Source organism: Methylorubrum populi (assembly GCF_002355515.1).
GTDB classification, from domain to species: Bacteria; Pseudomonadota; Alphaproteobacteria; order Rhizobiales; family Beijerinckiaceae; genus Methylobacterium; species Methylobacterium populi_A.
The window spans coordinates 5,172,578-5,193,563 of record NZ_AP014809.1 but is presented as its reverse complement, the minus strand read 5'-3'; the positions used below and the strand labels follow the sequence as shown (position 1 = coordinate 5,193,563).

General features: G+C 70.6%; 14 protein-coding genes. 9 read left to right on the top strand and 5 right to left on the bottom strand.

Annotated features, from left to right (window positions below):
- Positions 1-557 precede the first annotated feature (557 nt).
- Positions 558-923, top strand: coding sequence for an NADH-quinone oxidoreductase subunit E (locus tag MPPM_RS29080; RefSeq protein ID WP_244573399.1), 366 nt, complete (start codon positions 558-560; stop codon positions 921-923).
- Positions 924-1,150: 227 nt separating this feature from the next.
- Here the strand turns inward: MPPM_RS29080 and MPPM_RS24210 are convergent, their stop codons facing one another.
- Positions 1,151-2,857, bottom strand: coding sequence for a DEAD/DEAH box helicase (locus MPPM_RS24210; RefSeq protein ID WP_096487251.1), 1,707 nt, complete (start codon positions 2,855-2,857; stop codon positions 1,151-1,153).
- Between the two features lie 138 nt (positions 2,858-2,995).
- Positions 2,996-4,048 (bottom strand): HD-GYP domain-containing protein, encoded by a 1,053-nt coding sequence (locus MPPM_RS24205; RefSeq protein WP_096487250.1) that lies wholly within the window; start codon positions 4,046-4,048, stop codon positions 2,996-2,998.
- Positions 4,049-4,290: 242 nt separating this feature from the next.
- Between MPPM_RS24205 and MPPM_RS24200 the strand changes: the two genes are divergently transcribed.
- The 6 genes from MPPM_RS24200 to MPPM_RS24175 all read left to right on the top strand — a co-directional run bounded on the left by MPPM_RS24200 (position 4,291) and on the right by MPPM_RS24175 (position 10,578).
- A complete protein-coding gene (locus MPPM_RS24200; protein ID WP_096487249.1) occupies positions 4,291-4,707 on the top strand; it encodes an HIT domain-containing protein in 417 nt (138 codons plus the stop codon).
- A 10-nt stretch (positions 4,708-4,717) separates the two neighbouring features.
- On the top strand, positions 4,718-5,677 hold the full coding sequence (nudC, locus tag MPPM_RS24195; RefSeq protein WP_096487248.1) for an NAD(+) diphosphatase: 960 nt from the start codon (positions 4,718-4,720) through the stop codon (positions 5,675-5,677).
- 169 nt (positions 5,678-5,846) lie between these two features.
- Positions 5,847-6,689, top strand: coding sequence for a tryptophan synthase subunit alpha (gene trpA, locus MPPM_RS24190; RefSeq protein WP_096487247.1), 843 nt, complete (start codon positions 5,847-5,849; stop codon positions 6,687-6,689).
- Between the two features lie 136 nt (positions 6,690-6,825).
- Positions 6,826-7,749: an acetyl-CoA carboxylase, carboxyltransferase subunit beta gene (accD, locus tag MPPM_RS24185; protein WP_096487246.1), complete on the top strand. Its 924-nt coding sequence runs from the start codon at positions 6,826-6,828 to the stop codon at positions 7,747-7,749.
- 32 nt (positions 7,750-7,781) lie between these two features.
- Positions 7,782-9,107 (top strand): bifunctional folylpolyglutamate synthase/dihydrofolate synthase, encoded by a 1,326-nt coding sequence (locus MPPM_RS24180; protein ID WP_096487245.1) that lies wholly within the window; start codon positions 7,782-7,784, stop codon positions 9,105-9,107.
- A gap of 559 nt (positions 9,108-9,666) precedes the next feature.
- Entirely contained in the window at positions 9,667-10,578 is a 912-nt protein-coding gene (locus MPPM_RS24175) for an outer membrane protein (protein ID WP_096487244.1), read from the top strand.
- Positions 10,579-10,750: 172 nt separating this feature from the next.
- Here MPPM_RS24175 and trxA read toward each other — a convergent pair whose 3' ends face one another.
- Positions 10,751-11,071, bottom strand: a complete 321-nt coding sequence (gene trxA, locus MPPM_RS24170) for a thioredoxin (protein ID WP_012456650.1) — start codon at positions 11,069-11,071, stop codon at positions 10,751-10,753.
- A 329-nt stretch (positions 11,072-11,400) separates the two neighbouring features.
- Between trxA and MPPM_RS24160 the strand changes: the two genes are divergently transcribed.
- Positions 11,401-12,699 carry a PQQ-dependent sugar dehydrogenase gene (locus MPPM_RS24160; protein WP_096487243.1) on the top strand — a complete coding sequence of 433 codons (1,299 nt, stop codon included), beginning with the start codon at positions 11,401-11,403 and terminating at the stop codon, positions 12,697-12,699.
- A 234-nt stretch (positions 12,700-12,933) separates the two neighbouring features.
- Positions 12,934-14,190, top strand: a complete 1,257-nt coding sequence (locus MPPM_RS24155; protein ID WP_096487242.1) for a pentapeptide repeat-containing protein — start codon at positions 12,934-12,936, stop codon at positions 14,188-14,190.
- Between the two features lie 13 nt (positions 14,191-14,203).
- Here the strand turns inward: MPPM_RS24155 and addA are convergent, their stop codons facing one another.
- Both addA and addB read right to left on the bottom strand, forming a co-directional pair.
- Positions 14,204-17,656, bottom strand: a complete 3,453-nt coding sequence (gene addA, locus MPPM_RS24150; protein ID WP_096487241.1) for a double-strand break repair helicase AddA — start codon at positions 17,654-17,656, stop codon at positions 14,204-14,206.
- The gene (gene addB, locus MPPM_RS24145) at positions 17,653-20,793 is read right to left on the bottom strand and encodes a double-strand break repair protein AddB (RefSeq protein WP_096487240.1); all 3,141 of its coding nucleotides are present in this window, start codon (positions 20,791-20,793) and stop codon (positions 17,653-17,655) included. The genes addA and addB overlap by 4 nt, the downstream gene beginning before the upstream one ends.
- Between the last annotated feature and the right edge of the window lie 193 nt (positions 20,794-20,986).

The following is a 20,986-nucleotide window of genomic DNA, read 5'->3' as shown; positions in this document are numbered from 1 at the left end:
ACAACGTGCAAGAGGCCGACCGCATGTCGGTGGCGATTCATCCGTCCGAAACCCGTCCGTCCGAGGCGAGGACTCAGGCCCGGTTCCGGCTGCCCGTCGTCGCGGGCGCCGCCGGCGGGAGCATAGCCCTGGCCGTTTTCGCCGTCGGGGCGTTCTCGTTCTTCTCCGATCTCGCCGATCCCCGGAGCCGGCCGGCCCGGATCGCGCCCGTCGCCTCGCAATGGCCCGACCTGAAGGACGGTGTCCCCGCCCTGGCGCCGTCCGCCGCCGGATCGTTGCCGATGCCGCGCCAAGCGAGCCTCCCGGCCGCCGAACCCGCGTCGCCGACACCGCCATCGCCGGCGGCATCGGTCCGCGCGACGGCGCCCGTCCAGGCCGCGGCGCCCACCCAAGTCACCGTGCCGGTCCAAGCTGCGGCTCCGGTCCAGACTGCGGCTCCGGTCCAGACTGCGGCTCCCTTGCCATCGTCTGCCCGGGCAAACCTTCCGATCGAACCCACTCCCACGGTCCCGGCCGCGGCCCGCACGGCGGCGGCCCTCGCGCCCGCCAAGGTTACGGTGCCGTTGCCTCCCAGCCGGAGCGAGACGGTTCGGGCCAAGACGGAGCAGCCCGCCAAGTTCGTGTCGCTGCCCGCGCCGAAGGCGAAGTCCGAGATCGCCAAAAGCGAGAGCAAGCCCGAAGCGAAGGCCGAGGTCGCGAAAGCCGATGCCGCCCGCAAGGCCGTGCCGGCGAGCCGCAACCGGGCCGCGGAGACGAGGCCGACGCAGACCGCCTCGGCGGAAGCGCCCTCGGCCAAGCCGGCGCCGGATGCGGCGGACGAGCCCGAACTGCTCGGCGTCAAGATTCCGGGCGGCCGGCAGATCCGCGAAGGCTGGGATGCTGCCGTGAACGGCCTGCTCGGCAGCAAGTCCGCGGGCCAGTAGCCGCGGCGGAACGGCGCGACGCCCGCCTCGCTCGGACATCGCGCCTGGCCTTGCCGGGCCGGCATCCGCTCGAGCGCCCCGTCCGAAAAGTCGCGACCTGGATCAGATCGCCGACGCGCGATGACGGCAGGCCGCCATCGCCGCGGCGATCGGGGCCGGGGTGATCGATTCGATATCGCCCTCCGCCCTGGGATGAAGCCCGAGCGTGACCCGGCCGACGGCGACGCTCAGCCGCCCCGGCCGGCCTTGGTCGCCTCGCGGCGGTGGCGCTGGGCGCGGGGGCTCTTCGGCGCCTTGGCCGGCGCGGGCCCATCCCCCTGCATCCGCTCGACGCGCACATCGGCCGGTCCGCGCCGGGCGAAGGCGGCGGCGAAATTCTCCGCGGCGCTGGCACGCACCTCGAAGGCGGTCTCGTTGTCGAAGATCCGGATCGCGCCGATATCGCCGCGGCCGATCTGCCCGCGACGGGTCAGCATCGGCAGCAGGCGGCGCGGCTCGACCCGGTCGCGGCGACCGAGATTGAGGCGGAACCACGCCGCCGGCTCGTCCTCGTCGATCCGCGAGGCACCGACCGGCACGCCGCTGCGGGCGTCGGAGCGCCGGCTCGTCTCGTAGGCCGGGTCGCTGACCTCCTCCGGCACGGGGATGCGCGAGCGGTAGAGCCGGGCGAAGGCGGCGGCGAGGCGCTCGGGCGGGCAGCGCTCCATCAGCGCCTCGGCCCAGTCCCGCTCCCACTCGCGCTCCTCTTCCGTCTCGGATTCGGAGAGCAGCGGATCGGACATCATCCGCTCGCGGTCGAGGGTGCGGATCTCATCCGCGGTCGGCGGGCCGCTCCAGTCGGGGCTGACCTTGGCGATGGCGAACATCTGCTCGGCGCGCCGCCGCCGGGCGGGGGGCACCAGCACGACGCTCGTGCCCTTGCGGCCGGCGCGGCCGGTGCGGCCGGAGCGGTGCTGCATCACCTCGGCGTCGTGCGGCAGGTCGGCGTGGATGACGAGGTCGAGCCCCGGCAGGTCGATGCCGCGGGCGGCGACATCGGTGGCGACGCAGACGCGGGCACGGCCGTCGCGCAGGGCCTGGAGCGCGGCATTGCGCTCGCCCTGGCCGAGCTCGCCCGAGAGCGCCACGGCCGAGAAGCCGCGCTCGGTCAGCGAGGCCTGGAGATGGCGCACCCCGTCGCGGGTGTTGCAGAACACGATCGCCACCGGGGCATCGACGTAGCGCAGCACGTTGACGACGGCGTGCTCGACCTCCCGCGGCATCACCCGCACCGCACGGTAGACGATGTCGGCGTGACCGCGGGTCTCGCCGGCGACCGCGAGGCGCAGGGCGTCGCGCTGGTAGCTCTCGGCGAGGGCGACGATGGCCTTCGGCAGGGTCGCCGAGAACAGCAGCGTGCGCCGGTCCTGCGGCGTCGCCGCCAGGATGAATTCGAGATCCTCGCGAAAGCCCATGTCGAGCATCTCGTCGGCCTCATCGAGGACGACGGCGCGCAGCCCCTCGGTGACGAGGCGGCCGCGCTCCATGTGATCGCGCAGGCGCCCCGGCGTGCCGACGACGATGTGGACACCCGCTTCCAGCGCACGGGCCTCGCGGCGCGGATCCATGCCGCCGACGCAGGGGACGACGCGGGCCGCGGTCTGCGCGTAGAGCCAGGTCAGCTCCCGCTGCACCTGGAGCGCCAGTTCGCGGGTCGGGGCGATGACGAGGGCGAGCGGCGCGGCCGGTGGCGGCAGAGCCTCCTCGGGCCCGAGCAGCGTGCCGGCGATGGCGAGACCGAAGGCGACGGTCTTGCCCGAGCCGGTCTGGGCCGAGACGAGCAGGTCGCGGTCCGGTGCGGCGTCGAGCACCGCCTGCTGGACGGGGGTCGGCTCGGCATAGTTGCGCTCGGTGAGCGCCCGGGCGAGGGGGGAGGGCAGGGACGGAAATGGCAAGGGAGCTGCGCCTTCGGACCGAAGTGGATCGGCCGGATCGGAATCAAGCGCCGCTTCTAGCCCCAAGCGGCGGCCGCGACCACTACCCGCGCCGCGCAGGGGCCTTGCACGAGGGTTGCATGAGGAAGGGGGCCTCTCCTAAGCCGCCCGCTCCTCCACCAAGGCGACGATGTCCTCCCACCGCGAGAGGAAGGCGGCGACGCAGGCCGGATCGAAATGCCGACCGGATTCCGCCTCCAGGTGCGCGCGCGCCCGCTCCAGGGACCAAGCGGGCTTGTAGCTTCTCGCGGAGATCAGCGCGTCGAACACGTCGGCGACCGCGACGATCCGGCCGGAACAGGGAATCTCCTCGCCCTTGAGGCCGCGGGGATAGCCGGTGCCGTCCCAGCGCTCGTGGTGGGTCAAGGCGATCTCGGCGGCGATCTGAAGCAGGCGCGAGGAGCTGTCGTGCAGCATGTGGTAGCCGCGCAGCGCGTGCCGGCGCATCTCCTCCCATTCCTCGGACGTGAGCGGGCCGGCCTTCATCAGGATGTGGTCGGGAACCCCGATCTTGCCGATGTCGTGCATGGTCGAGGCGAGCGCCACGTCGTCGGCCTCCGCGGGCGACAGGCCGAGGCCCTCGGCCACGGCGATGACGCAGCCGGCCACACGGGTGAGGTGGTCGCCGGCCTGGTCGTCGCGAAATTCGGCGGCCAGCATCAGACGGCGGATGATCTCGCGCTCCCGGGCCGTGGCGTCGGCCACCGCCTGGGCGGCGTCGCGCCGCATCGCGTGCGCGCGATCGTCGTTCTCCCGACGCGCCAGGGCGAGTTCGATCAGCACGCCCAGCCGGTCCTGCAATTCCGCGGCGTCGAAGGGCTTGGACAGCACGTCGGTGGCGCCGGCCTCCCGACCGATCCGGCGCAGGGTCCGCACGTCACCGCCGGCCACCAGCAGTACGGGGGTGCGCGCGAGGCTGTCCTGCTCGCGCAGGGCGCGGATCAGGGCCGGTGCGTCGAAGCGCTCGGGCTCGGCCTCCACCACGACCACGCCGGGTGCCTCGGCGACGAGATCCTCGACGACGCGGCCGGAGACCGCGACGACGCAGGCGCTGCAGGGCAGCCCGCGCAGGGCGAGGACGAGCGGGGCCGGGGTTCGCGCCGCCACGACCGCGACGACCGCGTGCCCGCTTCCATCCGCGCCGCCCGTCATCACGTCATCCACGGCGATCCCGGCGCGGCCCGCCGCCCGCCGAATCCCGATCGCTGCCTCATGCGTGCCCGAACATGGTTAACTGATCGTGAACCGATGCGGGAGATCTTCGAGCGGTCGAAGCCGCCGCGCAAGCGGCAAACCAGCCCGCCCCATTTCGGGCCGGTGCCGGTCTTCCGCCCCGCACCGGCCGCTCCGAAAACCGGCCACCACTTTTCGGGCCGGTGCGCTAGATCCCCGGCATGACCGATGCCTTCTCCCTCGATCCGCGGCTCGCCGCCGACACCCACCCCGTGGGCGATCTCGCCCTCTGCTCCGTCCTCCTGATGGACGACGCGCGCTTCCCCTGGCTGATCCTCGTGCCGCGGCGACCGGATCTGCGCGAGCTCACCGACCTCGCGCCGGAGGATGCGAGCCTGGCCTTCGACGAGATCCGTATCGCGGTCGGGGTGGTGCAGGCGCTCGCCCGGCCGGACAAGGTGAACGTGGCCAGTCTCGGCAACGTGGTGTCGCAGCTCCACATCCACGTCGTGGCGCGGTTCCAGTCGGACCCCGCCTGGCCCGGACCGGTCTGGGGCGTCGGCGAGCGGAAGCCCTATCCGCCGCATGCCCGCGCCGCCCTGCTCGAACGGGCCGCCGCCCTGTTCGTGGCCGCGTGAGGCGCCCGACATGACCGGCTCGCCCGATACCACCGGCCGGGACGCGCTCGCCTACGCCGCGAGCCGTCTCGTGCGCCATTCCGCCGAGTTCGGTCCGGCACCCGCGCTGGCCGAGGCCGGCCCCGACGCCCGCCTCGTGCTGATGGCGGGCGAGACGGTGATCCTGCGCGCCGACCCGGAACAGGCCGGGACGGCCCTGCTCAGGCCGGACGAAGCGGCGCGCGCGGGGGAGCGGGCCGTGGAAATCTTCCTCGGCCGGGCCGAAGGACGGCCGGTCTTCGCCGGCGCCGTCCCGGGGGAGGTCGCCCCCCTGTTTCCGGCGCCCGGTTACCGCGTCCTCGACCTGCGGACGCTCGCCGCCGAGGGCGCCGTCGCCCGCGAGGAGCAGGGGCTCCTCGCCACCGCCAAGTCGCTTCTGGCGTGGCACGCGCGCCACCGCTTCTGCGCCAATTGCGGCAGTTCGACCGCCATCGCCGCCGGAGGCTTCCGGCGGGAATGCGGAGCCTGCGGGCTGCATCACTTCCCCCGCACCGATCCGGTGGCGATCATGCTGGTGCGGCGGGGGGATGCCTGCCTGCTCGGGCGCGGCCCGCACTTCAAGCCGGGGATGTATTCCTGCCTCGCCGGCTTCATCGAGCCCGGTGAGACGGTCGAGGACGCGGTGCGCCGCGAGACCCGCGAGGAGACCGGCGTCGCGGTCGGCGCGGTCACCTATCACGCCTCGCAGCCCTGGCCCTTCCCGGCCTCGCTGATGCTCGGCTGCGTGGCGGAGGGGCTCACGGAGGACATCCGGACCGATCCGGACGAGTTGGAGGATGCGCGCTGGTTCCCGCGTGCCGAGGTGATGCGGATGATCGCGGGCGATCACCCGGAGGGCCTGACCGTGCCACCGGCCACCGCCATCGCCCACCTGCTGCTGCGCGACTGGCTGGACGGCGTCATCGCGGCTCCGCCTGCCCTCGGGGCGTAAGCCCGGCGCGCCCGCGCTTCACGGACGCGAGCGGATGGTGTAGGCGCCCCCACTTGGCCGGAAACGGCCGAAGATCGGCCGGGGAAGCCGGGCCCTGCGCGGCGGCCCGGTTCCGGGGACAGCGTGCCCCGGGCCTCACAGGCCGGACGTGACGCCGGGAGCGAGAACCATGACCGCCCGCATCGATGCCGCCTTCGCCCGCTGCCGCGCGGAAGGACGGGCCGCCCTCGTCACCTACGTCATGGCGGGCGATCCCGATCCGGAAACCTCGCTCAGGGTGCTCGAAGCCCTGCCGAAGGCCGGGGCCGACATCGTCGAGTTCGGCCTGCCCTTCACCGATCCGATGGCCGACGGGCCGGCGATCCAGGCGGCGGGCCTGCGCGCCCTGAAGGCCGGGCAGGACCTGCGCGGCACGCTGGCCCTGGTGCGCCGCTTCCGCGAGGGCGACGACCGGACGCCGGTGGTGCTGATGGGCTACTACAACCCGATCCACACCTACGGCGTGCCGCGCTTCCTGGAGGATGCGGGGGCGGCCGGCATCGACGGCCTGATCGTGGTCGATCTGCCGCCGGAAGAGGACGACGAACTCTGCCTGCCCGCCCGCGAGAAGGGCCTCGCCTTCATCCGGCTCGCGACCCCGACGACCGACGACAAGCGCCTGCCGGCCGTCCTCGCGAACACCGCCGGCTTCGTCTACTACGTGTCGATCACCGGCGTGACCGGCACCGCGACCCCCGATTTCGGCAAGGTGTCTCAGGCCGTCGGTCGGATCTCGGCGCATACCGACCTGCCCGTCGTCGTCGGCTTCGGCGTGAAGACCGGCGCGCACGCCGCCGCGATCGCCCGCGGCGCCGACGGCGTCGTGGTCGGCTCGGCCCTCGTCGATGCGCTGGCCCGCAGCCTCGAACCCGGAGACCGCGCCGGCAGCGGCACGGTGGAGGCGGTCGCCGCCCTGGTACGCGAGTTGGCCGAGGGCGTTCGCAGCACCACGAAGGTGCCGGCCGAGGCCTGAGCGTCCGTCAATCCGTCGCCCGCCTCGCGGGACGCCGCACCCGCAGCGTCTCTTCGGCAAGATCCCTTGGCATCGGGGCGGCGGCGATCCGATATCAGCGCGGCAAGAGAACGCGGTCAGACAGGAATCCGACGCCATGGTCGAGCCGATGAACTGGATCTCGGAGGTCGTGCGGCCCCGAATCAAGACGCTGTTCAAGCGCGAGACGCCGGAGAACCTCTGGATCAAGTGCCCCGATACCGGCCAGATGGTCTTCCATAAGGAAGTCGAGCAGAATCACTGGGTCATCCCCGGGTCCGAGCACCATCTCAAGATGAGCGCGACGGCGCGCCTGAAGATGATGTTCGATGAGGGCACGTGGATCGACGTGCCGCTGCCCGAGGTTCCGGCCGATCCGCTCAAGTTCCGCGACGAGAAGCGCTACGTCGACCGTCTCAAGGAGGCGCGGACCAAGACCGGCATGGCGGATGCCTTCAAGATCGGCTTCGGCCGTGTCGGCGGCCTGCCGATGACGATCGCGGCCCAGGAATTCGGTTTCATGGCCGGCTCGCTCGGCATGGCCGGCGGCGAGGCCTTCGTCCGCGGCGCCGAGACGGCCCTGGAGAAGCGCACCCCCTACGTGCTGTTCGCCGCCTCCGGCGGGGCGCGGATGCAGGAGGGCATCCTCTCGCTGATGCAGATGCCCCGCACGACGGTCGCCGTTCGCCGTCTCAGGGCCGCGCGGCTGCCCTACATCGTGGTGCTGACGAACCCGACCACCGGCGGCGTCACCGCCTCCTACGCCATGCTCGGCGACGTGCATCTGGCCGAACCCGGCGCGCTGATCTGCTTTGCCGGCCCGCGCGTCATCGAGCAGACGATCCGGGAGAAGCTGCCGGACGGCTTCCAGCGGGCCGAATACCTGCGCGAGCACGGCATGGTCGATCAGGTCGTGCACCGGCACCAGCTCAAGGAGACGATCAGCCGGCTCTGCGGCCTGCTGATGGATGTGCGCCGGACGCACGATTCCGGTACGCCTCCCCGGCCGGCTGCCCCCGAACCCCTGCCCAACGCGGCCTAAGATCAATCCGCGACAGAAGGTCTTCGCGCGAGATGGACTCCTCCGACGCGCTGATGGCGCGCTTCCTCGCCCTGCATCCGCGCACGATCGACCTGTCGCTCGGGCGCATCGAGCGCCTGCTCGCGGCCCTCAACCATCCCGAGCGGCGCCTTCCGCCGGTGATCCACGTCGCCGGCACCAACGGCAAGGGCTCGACCATCGCCTTCATGCGGGCGATCCTGGAGGCGGGGGGCTTGGCCGCCCACGTCTACACCTCGCCCCACCTCGTGCGCTTCCACGAGCGGATCCGTCTGGGCGGCATCGGCGGCGGCCACTACGTCGCCGAGGACCGGCTCGCCGACGCCTTCGCCCGCTGCGAAGCGGCCAACAAGGGCGATCCGATCACCGTGTTCGAGATCACGACGGCGGCGGCTCTGCTCCTGTTCTCGGAGGCGCCGGCCGACGTGCTGCTGCTCGAAGTCGGCCTCGGCGGGCGGGTCGACGCCACCAACGTGATCGACCATCCGGCCTGCGCCGTCGTCACGCCGATCGGGCGCGATCACGCCGAATATCTCGGCGACACCGTCGAGGCGGTGGCGATGGAGAAGGCCGGCATCTTCAAGCGCGGTTGCCCGGCGGTGATCGCCGCCCAGGACTACGCCCAGGCCGACGCGGTCCTCTGCCGCCAGGCCGAGCGGGTCGGCGCGGTGCCGGTGCGCGTCGGCAACCAGGATTTCTCCGTCCACGAGGAGAGCGGGCGGCTCGTCTACCAAGACGAGACCGATCTGTTCGACCTGCCCCGGCCCCGGCTCGCCGGGCGCCACCAGCTCACCAATGCCGGCACCGCCATCGCGGCGCTGCGCGCGGCGGGCTTCGGCGATATCGGCACGGCGGCCCTTGAGGCGGGCCTGCGCAACGTCGATTGGCCGGGCCGGCTCCAGCGCCTCGTGCGCGGCGCGCTGGCCGAACGGATGCCGAGGGACGCCGAGCTGTGGCTCGACGGCGGCCACAACGCCGATGGCGGGCGCATCCTCGCCGCGGCGATGGCCGATCTCGGCGAGCGCAGCGATGCGCCGCTGGTCCTCGTCGTCGGGCTGCTCGGCACCAAGGACGCCGAAGGCTTCCTGAAGAACTTCGTCGGCCTGGCCCGCTCGCTCGTCGCGGTGCCGATCACCGGTCAGATGGCCGCGCGGCCCGCCGAGGAAGTGGCGGAAATCGCCCGTTCCGTCGGCCTCTCGGCGGATGTCGCCCCGAGCGTCGAGGCGGCGGTGGCGGGCCTGTCGGACACCATCTTCGAGCGTCCGCCGCGCGTCCTGATCTGCGGCTCGCTCTACCTGGCGGGCGCCGTCCTCGAGGCCAACGGCACGATCCCGGTCTGAGCCGGCATCCGCTCGATCGAAGCGAGACTCGTATCGGCCGTCCCGAGCGACGCGTGAGGACCGCGCCCCTCGGCATGCCCGATGGAATGCGCCGAACCCCGCATCCGCTGCCCGAGCGGATAAGGCGCGGCAGGCTATCCGCTCCGGTGAGAGTGGGTGCCGGACCGGCGCGCACATCCGGTCCGTGACCGTGAACAGCACATTCGTGCCGGAAAGCCGTCGATCGGCGATCGGGTGAGCCGGGATCGACTGGCCCGCATCTTCGGACGACGAGCCCATGTCCGGCCTCTGCCGAGGGAGGATCGTCTTCGAGCCGAATCATCCGGTCGGAACCCCTTCGAGGCCGCCCCTCGACCAGTCGTCGCGGACCAGCGTCTTGGCTCATGGCCCATCCTATTCGCCCGGCTTGGCGCGAAGTCTGGTTTCGGCATCGGTCCGAATAGGTTGCAACCGCCCATCGGCCGGATTGTCGCGCGGCGGGTGTGTCCTGCTCGCTACATCTCGGGCCGGAGAAATGGTCTAGCTTGCGGGCGATCGGGTTTCTGCTGGGGATCAAAAAATGAAAAAGCTTCTCACTTCTCTCGCCGCCTTCACGGCGCTGACCGCCGCGGCCTCCGCCGCTGACCTGCCGCGCCGCGCTGCTCCGCCGCCGGTCTTCACGCCCGTCCCTGTGTTCACCTGGACCGGTTTCTACGCCGGTCTCAACGCCGGTTACGGCTTCGGCGTCGAGGACTCCCTGGCTCCGACGCAGGTCGTCACGATCGATCGTCGCGTCGTCGGCGGCCCGGTCGGCGCGATCGCCGGCTTCGCCTTCGACAACGGCGGCCGCAGCGACGGCTTCGTCGGCGGTGGTCAGATCGGCTACAACTATCAGTTCACCCCGGGTTCGGGTGTCGTGATCGGTATCGAAGCCGACGCTCAGTACGCTGACCTCGGCGGTCGCTTCGGCCGTGCAGGCGGCTGCGGCACGGGCGGCATTGCCTGCGCGGTGACGCCGGGCGGCTTCATCCAGCCGGGCGTGACCCTGATCAACCCGACCGGTCTCCAGGGCCTCGACTTCTTCGGCACCGTCCGCGGCCGTATCGGTTACGCCTTCGACCGCGTCCTGTTCTACGGCACCGGCGGCTTCGCCTACGGCAGCTTCGGTGGCGGCCGCGCCGTCGACACCGACGACTTCAAGACCGGCTACGCCGCCGGTGGTGGTGTCGAGTACGCGCTCCCGACCGACTCGTTCCTGAACTTCTTCCGCTCCTCGGCGGTGACGCTCAAGGTCGAAGGTCTGTACGTGAACTTCGACGGCAACAACAGCCGCTACGGCTTCGCCAACGCCAACGGCGTGATCGTCAACGCCACCCCGCTGACCGCGGCCGGCCCGATCTCGCCCTCGACCATCCTGAACAACACCGCCCGCCGCGACGTCGACTTCGCCGTCATCCGCGCCGGCCTGAACTACAAGTTCGGCAGCTACTAAGCCGAACCTCCGATAAGGGTCTCGAAACCAGGAAGCCCGGCCGCAAGGCCGGGCTTCTTGCGTTTCACGATCCGTCGCAAGCGCCCGGTCGATGGGCGGGGCGGCGGGCATGAAAAAGCCCGGCCTCGCGGCCGGGCTGTCTCGGGGGATGCGGCCCGGATCGGGCAGCGCGTCAGGCGCTCGCCTGGATCCAGCGGGAGAGGTCGCCCTTGGGGGCAGCGCCGACCTTCTGGCTGGCGAGCTTGCCGTCCTTGAAGATCATCAGCGTCGGGATCGAGCGGATGCCGTAGGTCGAGGCAATGCCGGGGTTTTCATCGACGTTGACCTTGGCGATCTTCACCTTGCCCTGGAGATCGACGGAGATCTCCTCCAACGCCGGGCCGATCTGCCGACAGGGGCCGCACCACTCCGCCCAAAAATCCACTACGACGGGCTCGGCGGACTGCAGAACGTCCTGCTCGAAGCTCGCATCGGTCACTTTCACGGTCGCCATCGTACGTCCTTTCGACACGCGGTCCCACGCGGGAACAGGGAAGTCCCCTGCATGGACGGCACCGGGGAGTGGGTTCGGCGCCTCACGGTGGCAGAGAATTGGCGACGCCCCATCCTCCGGTCAAGGCGTCGCGCCCCGGCCGCGGGTCTGACGCGCCGAACCCACATGGGTACGGCGCCGCTCGTCCCCGCAATCCCCGCGTCGATCCCCGGCCCATACTCGTGCAAAGCCGCCGCCTTCGGCCCTCTGCGGCGCCGCGACCCTCGCCATGGGCCGCCCGCGCCCCATTTGGCGGGCAGGATCGGCGACCCGCACAAGGATCAATCGACGTGACGCGCACACTTTCCCTTCTGCTCGCCACCGTCGCGGCCCTCGGCCTCGATGCCTCCGCCTTCGCGCAACAGCCCTCCGGGCAGGGCGGCGGCGAGGACACGCGGGCGCCGCGCGTCCAGGGCGAGTCGTTCCAGGCACCGGCCGCGCCGAGCGCCGGCACCTCCATCGCCGAGAAGGAGCCCCCGAACACCGAGTACAAGCCGCTTCTGCCCAACCAGACCCGCGCGCCGGAGCCGGCGCAGAAGACCGAAGTCGAGACCGCGGTCGTGGCGAAGGGTCTCGAAAGCCCCTGGGCAATGGAGTTCCTGCCCGACGGGCGCATGATCGTGACCGAGAAGGCCGGCAAGATCCGCCTCGTCGCCAAGGACGGCACGGTGGGCCAGCCGGTGGCGGGGGTGCCGAAGGTCGATCCGAAAGGGCAGGGCGGTCTGCTCGACGTGGCGCTGAGCCCGAGCTTCGCCTCCGACCGCACGATCTACTTCAGCTACAGCGAGCCGCGGGACAAGGGCAACGGCACCACGGTAGCCAAGGCCAAGCTGGTCGAGAGCGACGGCAAGGCCCGGCTCGACGACGTCAAGGTCATCTTCCGCCAGATGCCGACCTATGACGGCGACAAGCATTTCGGCTCGCGCCTCGTCTTCGCGCCGGACGGCAAGCTGTTCGTCACGGTGGGCGAGCGCTCCGACAAGCAGACCCGCGGGCAGGCTCAGGATCTCACCAGCGGGCTGGGCAAGGTGTTCCGCATCGACACCGACGGCAACGCGCCGAAGGACAACCCCTTCACCGGCGGCGAGAAGGCCAAGCCCGAGATCTGGTCCTACGGCCACCGCAACGTCCAGGCCGCCGCCCTCGACGGCCAGGGCCGGCTCTGGACCGTGGAGCACGGCCCCCGCGGCGGCGACGAGCTGAACCGCCCGCGCCCCGGCCTCAATTACGGCTGGCCGGTGGTGACCTACGGCATCGAGTATTCCGGCGAGAAGATCGGCGACGGCCAGACCCAGGCCGGCGGCACAGTGCAACCGGTCTATTACTGGGATCCGGTGATCGGCCCCTCGGGCATGGCGCTCTACGACAAGGATCTTTTTCCGGCCTGGAAGAACCAGTTCCTCATCGGCGGCCTCGTCAGCACCGGGCTCGTCCTGCTCAAGCTCGACGGTGACAAAGTCGTCACCGAGGAGCGGATTCCTCTGGAGCACCGCGTCCGCGACGTGCGGGTCGGTCCCGACGGCGCCGTCTATGCAGTAACCGAGGATGACGGGCAGATCGTCAAGCTGACGCCGAAGAAGAGCAGCTGAACTCAATCCGAGAGAGATCCCGGCCAGCTTTTCGAGCCAGCCGGATCTCCGCCACGCCTTCGCCGATCAGCCTCCAATTTGCGATCGACACTTCCGTGTTCAGGATCGTGTACTTGCCAGCACGACCTTAATTCTATTATAAATTTTATTTGATTACTCTCCACCTTGTATTTTAGCAGTGTTTCCGTCAAGCCAATAAAATCACAAAATCTGATTGCGACTGAGATTTTGGCGATGAGGACTCAATCAGCCGATAAGTTTCTTCCGCGTTCTGAGGATTTGAAGAAGACTCTTGCAGACCATGTGCTATTTCTAGCATCCGAGGGTAAGCTCGGAAAGAAAATTTGCTTCGCTGAGTGCGATCTGAAGAAGCAAAATTTCAATGGTTGCGATCTGCGTCTTGCCGATTTCAGATCGGCTAACCTGACGGACACTGGATTCAGAGACGCCGATCTACGCGGTGCAACGCTCGATTTTGCGCACGTCGATGGAACGGATTTCGCAGGCGCCAAGCTTTGCAGAACGTCTCTTATAGGGATCGTAGGACGAAGAGCAAATTTCTGGCGAGGAACGTTGAAAGGCGCCGAGATGTCGGGATGTCACCTGACGGAGGCGAACTTCGAGGAGGCGGATTTCGATACCGACACGATTTCCGACGATGACAATCTCAACTGGCGTCAGTCTCTCAGTCAGAAACACCCATCGGACGCGACGAACCTGTCGAAAGCCTGCCTTCTCGGCGCAAACTTTCGCGGCCCTCTCATGGAGAGCGTTTGGAATCTGGGACAAGACGGTATCGCAGGCTCGCTACAAGGCGGCGCGCGCCTTCCGACAAGTTTGCAGAAGTATGAAGCGACAAATCTCGTCAATGATGCCGCAAAGTCTTTCTGGGCCGTTATTGTTTCCACTAATGTGGTAAATGCGTACGGCATACTCGCGTTATTGGATGGAAAATTGGACTCGCAATTAAAACTTCCAGCACAATTAGGACATGTCAGCTTCTTCGCATTTTTATTCGTATTTCCCGTTCTGTCTTTCATCTTATTTACGTATCAACAATTAATCCTCAATAGATTCTGGGCAGCAATCGCAAGTCTCCCACGCGAATTCTTCGATGGCCTGTCTGTGGAGAGCCGAGCTTTCTTTATGGTCTTCGTTGGAGGAGTGTTCCCCCGATTTGAGGAATACAATTCCAGATTTGATGCCAAAGTCGACGAGCGCATTTTATCTATTTTTGTAATATATGGATCTTTTATTATTCTTCAACTCGCCTTCGTCATGTCAAAAACAATAGTACTAAGCGCGCTCGCCGCAACCCTGGAACTCGTCTTACTCACAGCAGGCGGCTTATATTGCTACTATAGTTTCCAAAGCGCAAAAATCCTACTACACGATCCGAATCCGAGGCACAGCAGATCATTGGATTGCAAGAAACAAGAAAACGACGAATCAATCCGCCTGTTAAGTCCTGAAGTGTTTTCAAAACTTTGATCGGACTGGAACGTCAAGCTGGTCTCGGATTGCCATTTGCAAGTCCCACCCGCCGCACCACCGGCCCCGAGGTCCAGACCAGCAGGGCGGTGATCGCGTGGTCCGGCCAGATCGCGGCGGCGAGTCGGGCGTAGAGGGCGACTTGCGCCGCCTCGCGCTCGGGGAGCGGGGCGCCCTCCGCGGGTGGTCGGCCGGTCTTGAAGTCGCACAGGATCACCCGGCCGTCTTCCACCACGAGGCGATCGATCCGGCCGGTGACGTCGCGCTCCACGCCGTCCACCACGATCCGCCCCGAGAGTGCCACCTCGGCCCGCGCCTGGCCCGAGAACAGCGGCGCGAGGTCCGGCGCCTCGATCAGCCGCAGTACCGAGCGCACGAGATCCCTGCGCTTGCCCTCGTCCAGGGCCGGCGCTCGGGCGCGGGTGAAGCGGTCGGCGGCCTCGGCGCGGCGGGCCGGTTCGATCCGCGGCAGGTGTTCGAGGAGGGCGTGGACCAGGGCGCCGCGGCGGCGCGCCTCGGCATCTCCCAGCCGACGCTGCGGCTGGCGCTGCCCGTCCGCGGCGCCAAGCGCGCCCGAGGGGCTCAGGGGTGGCGCGGCCTCAACCTCCGGCGCGGCGTTCGAGAACAGCCAATCCGGCACCGTCTCGGGGTCCGGCAGGGCCAGGGTCTCCGCCGCCGCGGCGAGCGAGGCGGCCGAGCCGTCGCGCCAGAGCGTGATCGGCCCGTGCTCGGTCTCGATCGCCTCGCCAGGCCCCAGCCCCCGTTCCAGGCCGATGCGGACCATCTCGCACCACGAGGCCGACGTCTCCCGGGTCGCGCCGCGATAGGGGGCGATGACGAGGTGATCGGCGGCCCGGGTCATGGCGACGTAGAGTAGGCGGTTGTGCTCCTCCCGCGCCCGCGCCTGGAGGGCGGAGCGGGCGGCGAGCGTCGCCGCACAGTCCTGGGTGCGTCCCCCGGTCCAGACCGGCGGCAGCGGGCCGTCGGCGGCGGGGTCGAGGCCGAGCAGCGGCGGGTCGTTGCGGCCGAGCGGTTCGCAGCCGTCGATGACCACGACCACCGGCGCCTCCAGGCCCTTGGCGCCGTGCACGGTCATCACCCGCACCTCGTCGCGGCCGGCCTCGAGGTCGCGCTTGACCGAGAGGCCACTTTTTCCCCGGCCGGGCCGCACCACGTAATCGGCGAGGAAGGCGTCGAGGCAGGGCGCGTCGCCCCCGGTCTCGGCCTCCGCGGCCTTGGCGAGAAACACGTCGATGGCATCGCCTGCCTCGCCACCGAGCCGCGCCACCAGCCGGCTGCGCCCGCCATGGGCGCCGAGCAGGGCGGCGTAGAAGCCGAACGGACCGTTCTCCGCCGCGAGCCGGATCCAGAGCCGCAGCGCCGCGAGGCCGCGGATCGCCGCGGTATCGCCGACCTCCGCATGGCGGGTCAGCGCGTCCTCCAGCGTCTCGGAGAAGGGGCGACGGGCAGCGATGCGGGTGAGATCGTCGTCGGTGAGCCCGACCAGCGGCGTCTTGAGGGCGGTGGCCAGCGTCAGGTCGTCGGCAGGGAGCAGGCCGGCGCGGCCGACCGCGACGAGGTCGAGCACGGCGATATGGCCGGCAACCTCCAGCCGGTCCTGGCCCGCCACCGGCACGCCGAGACCTTTGAGCGCGCGGATCACCTCCTCGAAGGCCGCCGAGCGCTTTCGCACGAGGATCAGCACGTCCCCCGGCCGCCAGATCCGGCCGCAGGCGTCGCCCCGGGTCGTCCAGGCCTTCACCGCGCGGGCGATGCGGCGGGCGGTGACGATGGCCGGGGCGTTGGGCTCGGGCGCATCGACGGGCGCGGCCCAGGCATCGGGTTCCTCGGCCTCGGCGGGTTCCTCGATCCCCCACAGCTCGACCGCGCCGGGGACGCCTGCCCGGGCGGAGGCGTGGACGGTGCCCGACGCCCCCGCATCGAAGGACAGGCCGGCGAAGTGCTCCGGCACGCGGAACACCGCATCGACCGCGGCGAGGACGTGGCTCGCGGTGCGGAAGGACAGCCTCAGGCTGACATCGGCGAAGTCGAGTTCCGCGCCCTTCGCCGCCCGCTCCCAGGCGCGGCGGGTCAGCTCGAATTCCCGCGGGTCGGCGCCCTGGAAGCTGTAGATCGACTGCTTGGGGTCGCCCACGGCGAAGCGGGTGCGGGTGAGGCCGCGGGCGCCTTCGCCCGCCGCGAACTCGGCGGTGAGGGTGCGCAGGATCTCCCATTGCTGCGGGTTGGTGTCCTGCGCCTCGTCGACGAGGACGTGGTCGACGCCGCGGTCGAGCTTGTACAGGACCCAGGAGGCGCCGACCCGCGAGAGCAGGTCGAGGGTCTTGTGGATCAGGTCGTCGAAATCGAGGGCGCCGAGCCGGGTCTTCTGCGCCTCGACCCGGCGGTGGATCTCGGCGGCCAGCCGAAACAGCCCCTGCGTCCGGGCAAGCGCGCGCGCGGCGCGAAGGGCATCGAACAGCGGGATCAGCCGGGCCTGCTCGTCGAGGAGCGCCTGCTTCACCTCCTCCGGCACCGCCTTGGTGCCGAACGACTTCGCCGCGCGCGGCTCGTCCTTGTCGGTGAAGAAGACCGAGCGGTAGGGGCCGAGCGCCTTCGGCGTATCCCTGGCGGCGTCCGCCTCGACGAGCGCGTCGGCGAGCTTCTCGTCGGTCGCCTTGCCGGTGCGCAGCCGGCCCGCGACCGCGCGCCAGTCGCCCAGCGTGCTGCCTTCCAGAATCTCCCTCTCGATGGTCTCGACGCTGGCGCCGTCGGGAAGCGCGAGGGCGCGGGGCAGGCGGGCGAGGGCCGGCTCCAGGGCGCGGTGGTCGGAGAACAGGGCGCGGGTGCGCATGGCGGCGCGGATCGCCTCGCGCAGGGTGTCGCCGGAGGCTTCCGCGCCGACGACGGCGAGCGCCTCGGAGAGCGCCTGATCGCCGCCGAGGATCGCGTCGGCCAGCACGTTGTCGGTCTCGATCTCGAAGGCCGCGCGCGACTGATTGTCGTCGAGCACGACGAAGCGGGCCGGCACGTTGGCCTCGAACGGAAACATGTGCAGCAGCCGCTCGCAGAGCGCGTGCAGGGTCTCGATCTTGAGCCCCCCCGGCGTCTCGACGGCGCGGGCGAACAGGCGGCGGGCGAGCCGCAGGTTGTCGCGGGCGGGCCGCTCGCCGGTGAGTTCGATCAGCTCGGCGGTCAGCGCCGCGTCGTCCAGCGTCACCCAGCGGCCGAGGCGCTGGAACACGCGGATCGACATGTTGGCGGCCGCCGCCTTGGTAAAGGTGAGGCAGAGGATGCGGCCGGGCGGCGCCCCATCGAGGAGCAGACGCAGCACCCGGTCGGTGAGCACCTTGGTCTTGCCCGCCCCGGCATTGGCCGAGACCCAGGCCGAGAGGCGCGGGTCGGCCGCCCGGCGCTGGGCCGCCTTGGTGAGGTCATCGACGGTGAAGCCGGTCAGCGGGGCGTTCACGCGGCCTCTCCTTCGCCCGCCAGCGACCATTCGAGCACGCGGGCGAGATGATCGTACTCGTTGTAGGCGCGCACGTATTGCGGATAGGGGCGCGAGGGATAGGCGGCCTCGCCGGTCATGTAGCGGGCGATGAGTCCGCGCAGGCGCTCCAGATGCTCCTCGACGATGGCCGCCACCGCCCGCGCGTCGCCCGGCGGCGCCTTGACCGGGATCGGCCGGAACGGCTCGCGCCCGCCCGAGGCGTGGACGTAGAGGAGATCCGGGGGCGAGGCCGCCTTCAACCCCTCGAAGGCGCCGTGCATCAGCATCGCCGCCTCCAGGGTGAGCTGGGGCGAGAAGCCGGCGAAGACCGTGCGGTTGCTCGGCGGAGTGCCGGTCTTGAAGTCGACGATGCAGTAGCCGCCGTCGGCGCGGGCCTCGATGCGGTCGGCGCGGGCCGAGAGGGTGAAGGTCTTTTCGCCGAGCGGGATCGTCAGCTTGCCGGAGCGCTCGGCGTGGATCGCGCGCAGGCCCTGGCGCTGGCTCGCCTCCCATTCGAGGAAGGCCACCGCCATCCGCTCGTAGCGGGGGAACCACTCGGCGTAGAGTTCCGGATACTGGTCCTGGAGCGGGCCGAAGGCGTCGAGGGCGATGGCGTAGAGCAGGGTTTCCGCGTCCGCCGGCAGCGGGCCGGGATGGGCTGCGGAAAAATCGCCGAGGATCTTGTGGATCAGGCTGCCGCGCTCGGCCGCGCCCGGCACCACCGCCATCGGCTCCAGCGCCTCCAATCCCAGAATGTGCCGGGCGAAGATCGAGTAGGGGTCGCGCACCAGCGTCTCGATCTCGGTGACGCTGAGGCGGGACGGAAACAGGTCGGGATCGGGCCGCGGCGCCGGCCGGGTCAGGCGCGGCGGCGGCGCCTCCCGGCCGCGGTCGAGGATCGCGGCGAGCCCGCGCAGGCGCTGGCCGCGGGCGATGGCATCGGCCCAGACCGCGTCGCCGCCGAAGGCGCGCAGGCGCTGGAGGAAGCGCGAGGGCACGGTCGGCGAGCCCTCGCGCTTGGCCGCGCGGGTCACCACCGCGTCGTGGGTGCCGAGCCCCTGCACGAAGTCGTGGGCGGCCTGGCCGATCCGGCGCTCCGGCGGGCTCAGGCCGACCTGTCCGCGCATCGGCCGGTTGAGGAAGGCGTCGGTCGTCTGGCGCACCGGCCAGACCGCCTCGTCGAGCCCGCCGAGCACGATGCGGTCGACGGAGAGCAGGCGCGCTTCGAGCGGCCCGAGGATGCGCAGGCGCGGATGCGCGCTCCGCTGGGCGCAGGCCACCGTGCGGTCGCGGGCGAGCGCGGTGAAGAAGGCGGCGTAATCGGAGAAGCGGCCCGGCAGCGCCTCCTGCTCGGCCGATTCGAGATCGTCGAACAGCCCGTCGAGGGTGTCGAGGGAGGGGTCGTCGACGGCCTCGGCCTCATCCTCCGCCCCGCCCATCATCCGCTCGCAGGCCTCGCGGTGGAGGGCGGCGAGCGCCACGAGATTGCCGATGGCCGGCTGGAGGTCGGTGCGGAAGCGGTCCAGCGCGATCTCCAGCCGGTCGAGGATGTTCTCGGCGAGATCCCAGTCGATCGCCTTCAGGCGCCGCTTCGCCCGCGGCACCCGCTCGGTGGCGTTGCGCTGGAGCGCCACGGCGGCGCGCATGCCGTCGAAGCTGTTCTTCGGAATCGGCGCCGGGCCGCGCAGGCCGCCGATCTCCAGGGCGGCGGCGGCGCGCACCACCTCGCTGCGGCTCAGCCCCAGCCGGACGAAGGGGTGGGCGAGCAGCGCGATGACGCGGGCCGGCGCCACCTCGGCGGCGAGTTCGGCCACGAGGCGGGCGAAGCGGCCCGCCTGCGAACGGGCGAGACTCAGGCCCGCCGAATCCTCCGCCGCGATGCCCCAGCGGGCGAGCTCGGCGGAGACGCGGAGCGCCAGCCCCCGATCGGGGGTGACGAGGGCGGCGGTGGCGCCGGGGGTTTCCAGGGTCTCGCGCAGCGCCAGCGCGGCGACCAGCGCCTCCTCGCGCTCGTCCGCCGCCTCGACCACGGCGAGGCCGGCCATGCCGCCGCGCGCCAGAGCCAGCCGCTCGGCCGCGTCGAGGCGGGCCCAGAGGTCGGTGGTCTCGGCCGGGCGCAGGGCCTGGGACAGCAGCCTCTCCCGCGACAGCGCCTCGGGCGAGGGATCGCCGAGGGTCCCGACCTCCGCCCGGCCGGCGGCGAGACCCCTCGGTCCGATCAGCGCCCGCAGGATTGCCTGCGGGTGGCCGTGCGCGATCTCGTCCCGCGTGCCGCCGGCGCCGTCGATCGCCTCCCAGCCCTCTTCGTCGAGATGCAGGTCTAGCCCCGGCAGCACCACGGCGCCGCGGGGCAGGCGGGCCACCGCCGCGATCAGCCGGGCGGTGGCGGGCACCGAGCCGGTGGAGCCGGCGACGATCACCGGATCGTCCGGCCGGTCGCGGTCGAGCCGGGCGGCCTCGGCGAGCACGAGGCGGCGGGCGCGGGCGGCGGGGTCGGCGAGCGAACGCGCGGCGAGGATGTCGGGCCAGTGCTCGGCGGCGATCCGCAGGAAGTCGAGGGTGAGGCGGAAATAGCGCGAGTGCTCGGCCTCCACGGCGGAGGCGATCTCGCTCCAGGGCAGGCCCTCGACGGTGAGCGCGTCCATCAGCCCTTCGAGGTCGGCGGCGAGCGCCACCGCGTCGGCGGGGGAGGAGGGCACGAGGAAGGGCACCTCGTCGTCGATGGGCAGGAGCTCGCGGTCCACCGTCTCCGCCCATTTCTGGACGAGGCGCGCCAGGATCAGCCGACGCTCCAGGGCGGGGATCGAGGGATAGAGCAGATCCTCCGGCGTCTCGAGGAGCGTGTTCGAAGAGAGGTCGAGTTCCGCCTCGTCGGCTTCGCCCAGCGGGATCATCCGCGGCAGCAGGGCCGCCCCGCCGAGCCGCTGGGCGAGAACGGTCGAGAGCGCCCGCACCGCGCGCTGCGTCGGCAGGTAGAGCGTGACGGAGGCCAGCGCGAACGGATCGTGGCCGACCTCGCCGACGAGGCGGCCCGAGACGAGGGCGTCCGCCAGCGTCGGCAGGAACGGGGTGCCGGGGGGAATCGTGAAGACGCGGGGAGCGGCGCTCGCGGACATGCTCGACGGTGTGAGACCTGACGCTGTGAGGAACGTGACCGACCGGACGCCACGCTCCTTGGCCGACCACCTGAGGACAAGATGGTGAAGGCTTTCGAAAGGCGGCGGCCGCGGCGTCAACCGTTCGAGGTTTGTTCTAGCACGGGGCGGTGATTTCTGGCGAGCCGCCTGTTCGCCGCCCCAGGCTTGGCTT

Excerpts from the sequence above, each read along its gene's own strand:
- nudC (WP_096487248.1), top strand. The coding sequence starts at position 4,718 with ATGACCGGCTCGCCCGATACCACCGGCCGGGACGCGCTCGCCTACGCC.
- MPPM_RS24200 (WP_096487249.1), top strand. The coding sequence starts at position 4,291 with ATGACCGATGCCTTCTCCCTCGATCCGCGGCTCGCCGCCGACACCCAC.
- accD (WP_096487246.1), top strand. The coding sequence starts at position 6,826 with ATGGTCGAGCCGATGAACTGGATCTCGGAGGTCGTGCGGCCCCGAATC.
- addB (WP_096487240.1), bottom strand. The coding sequence starts at position 20,793 with ATGTCCGCGAGCGCCGCTCCCCGCGTCTTCACGATTCCCCCCGGCACC.
- MPPM_RS24180 (WP_096487245.1), top strand. The coding sequence starts at position 7,782 with ATGGACTCCTCCGACGCGCTGATGGCGCGCTTCCTCGCCCTGCATCCG.
- trxA (WP_012456650.1), bottom strand. The coding sequence starts at position 11,071 with ATGGCGACCGTGAAAGTGACCGATGCGAGCTTCGAGCAGGACGTTCTG.
- trpA (WP_096487247.1), top strand. The coding sequence starts at position 5,847 with ATGACCGCCCGCATCGATGCCGCCTTCGCCCGCTGCCGCGCGGAAGGA.
- MPPM_RS24175 (WP_096487244.1), top strand. The coding sequence starts at position 9,667 with ATGAAAAAGCTTCTCACTTCTCTCGCCGCCTTCACGGCGCTGACCGCC.
- MPPM_RS24155 (WP_096487242.1), top strand. The coding sequence starts at position 12,934 with ATGAGGACTCAATCAGCCGATAAGTTTCTTCCGCGTTCTGAGGATTTG.
- MPPM_RS24205 (WP_096487250.1), bottom strand. The coding sequence starts at position 4,048 with ATGACGGGCGGCGCGGATGGAAGCGGGCACGCGGTCGTCGCGGTCGTG.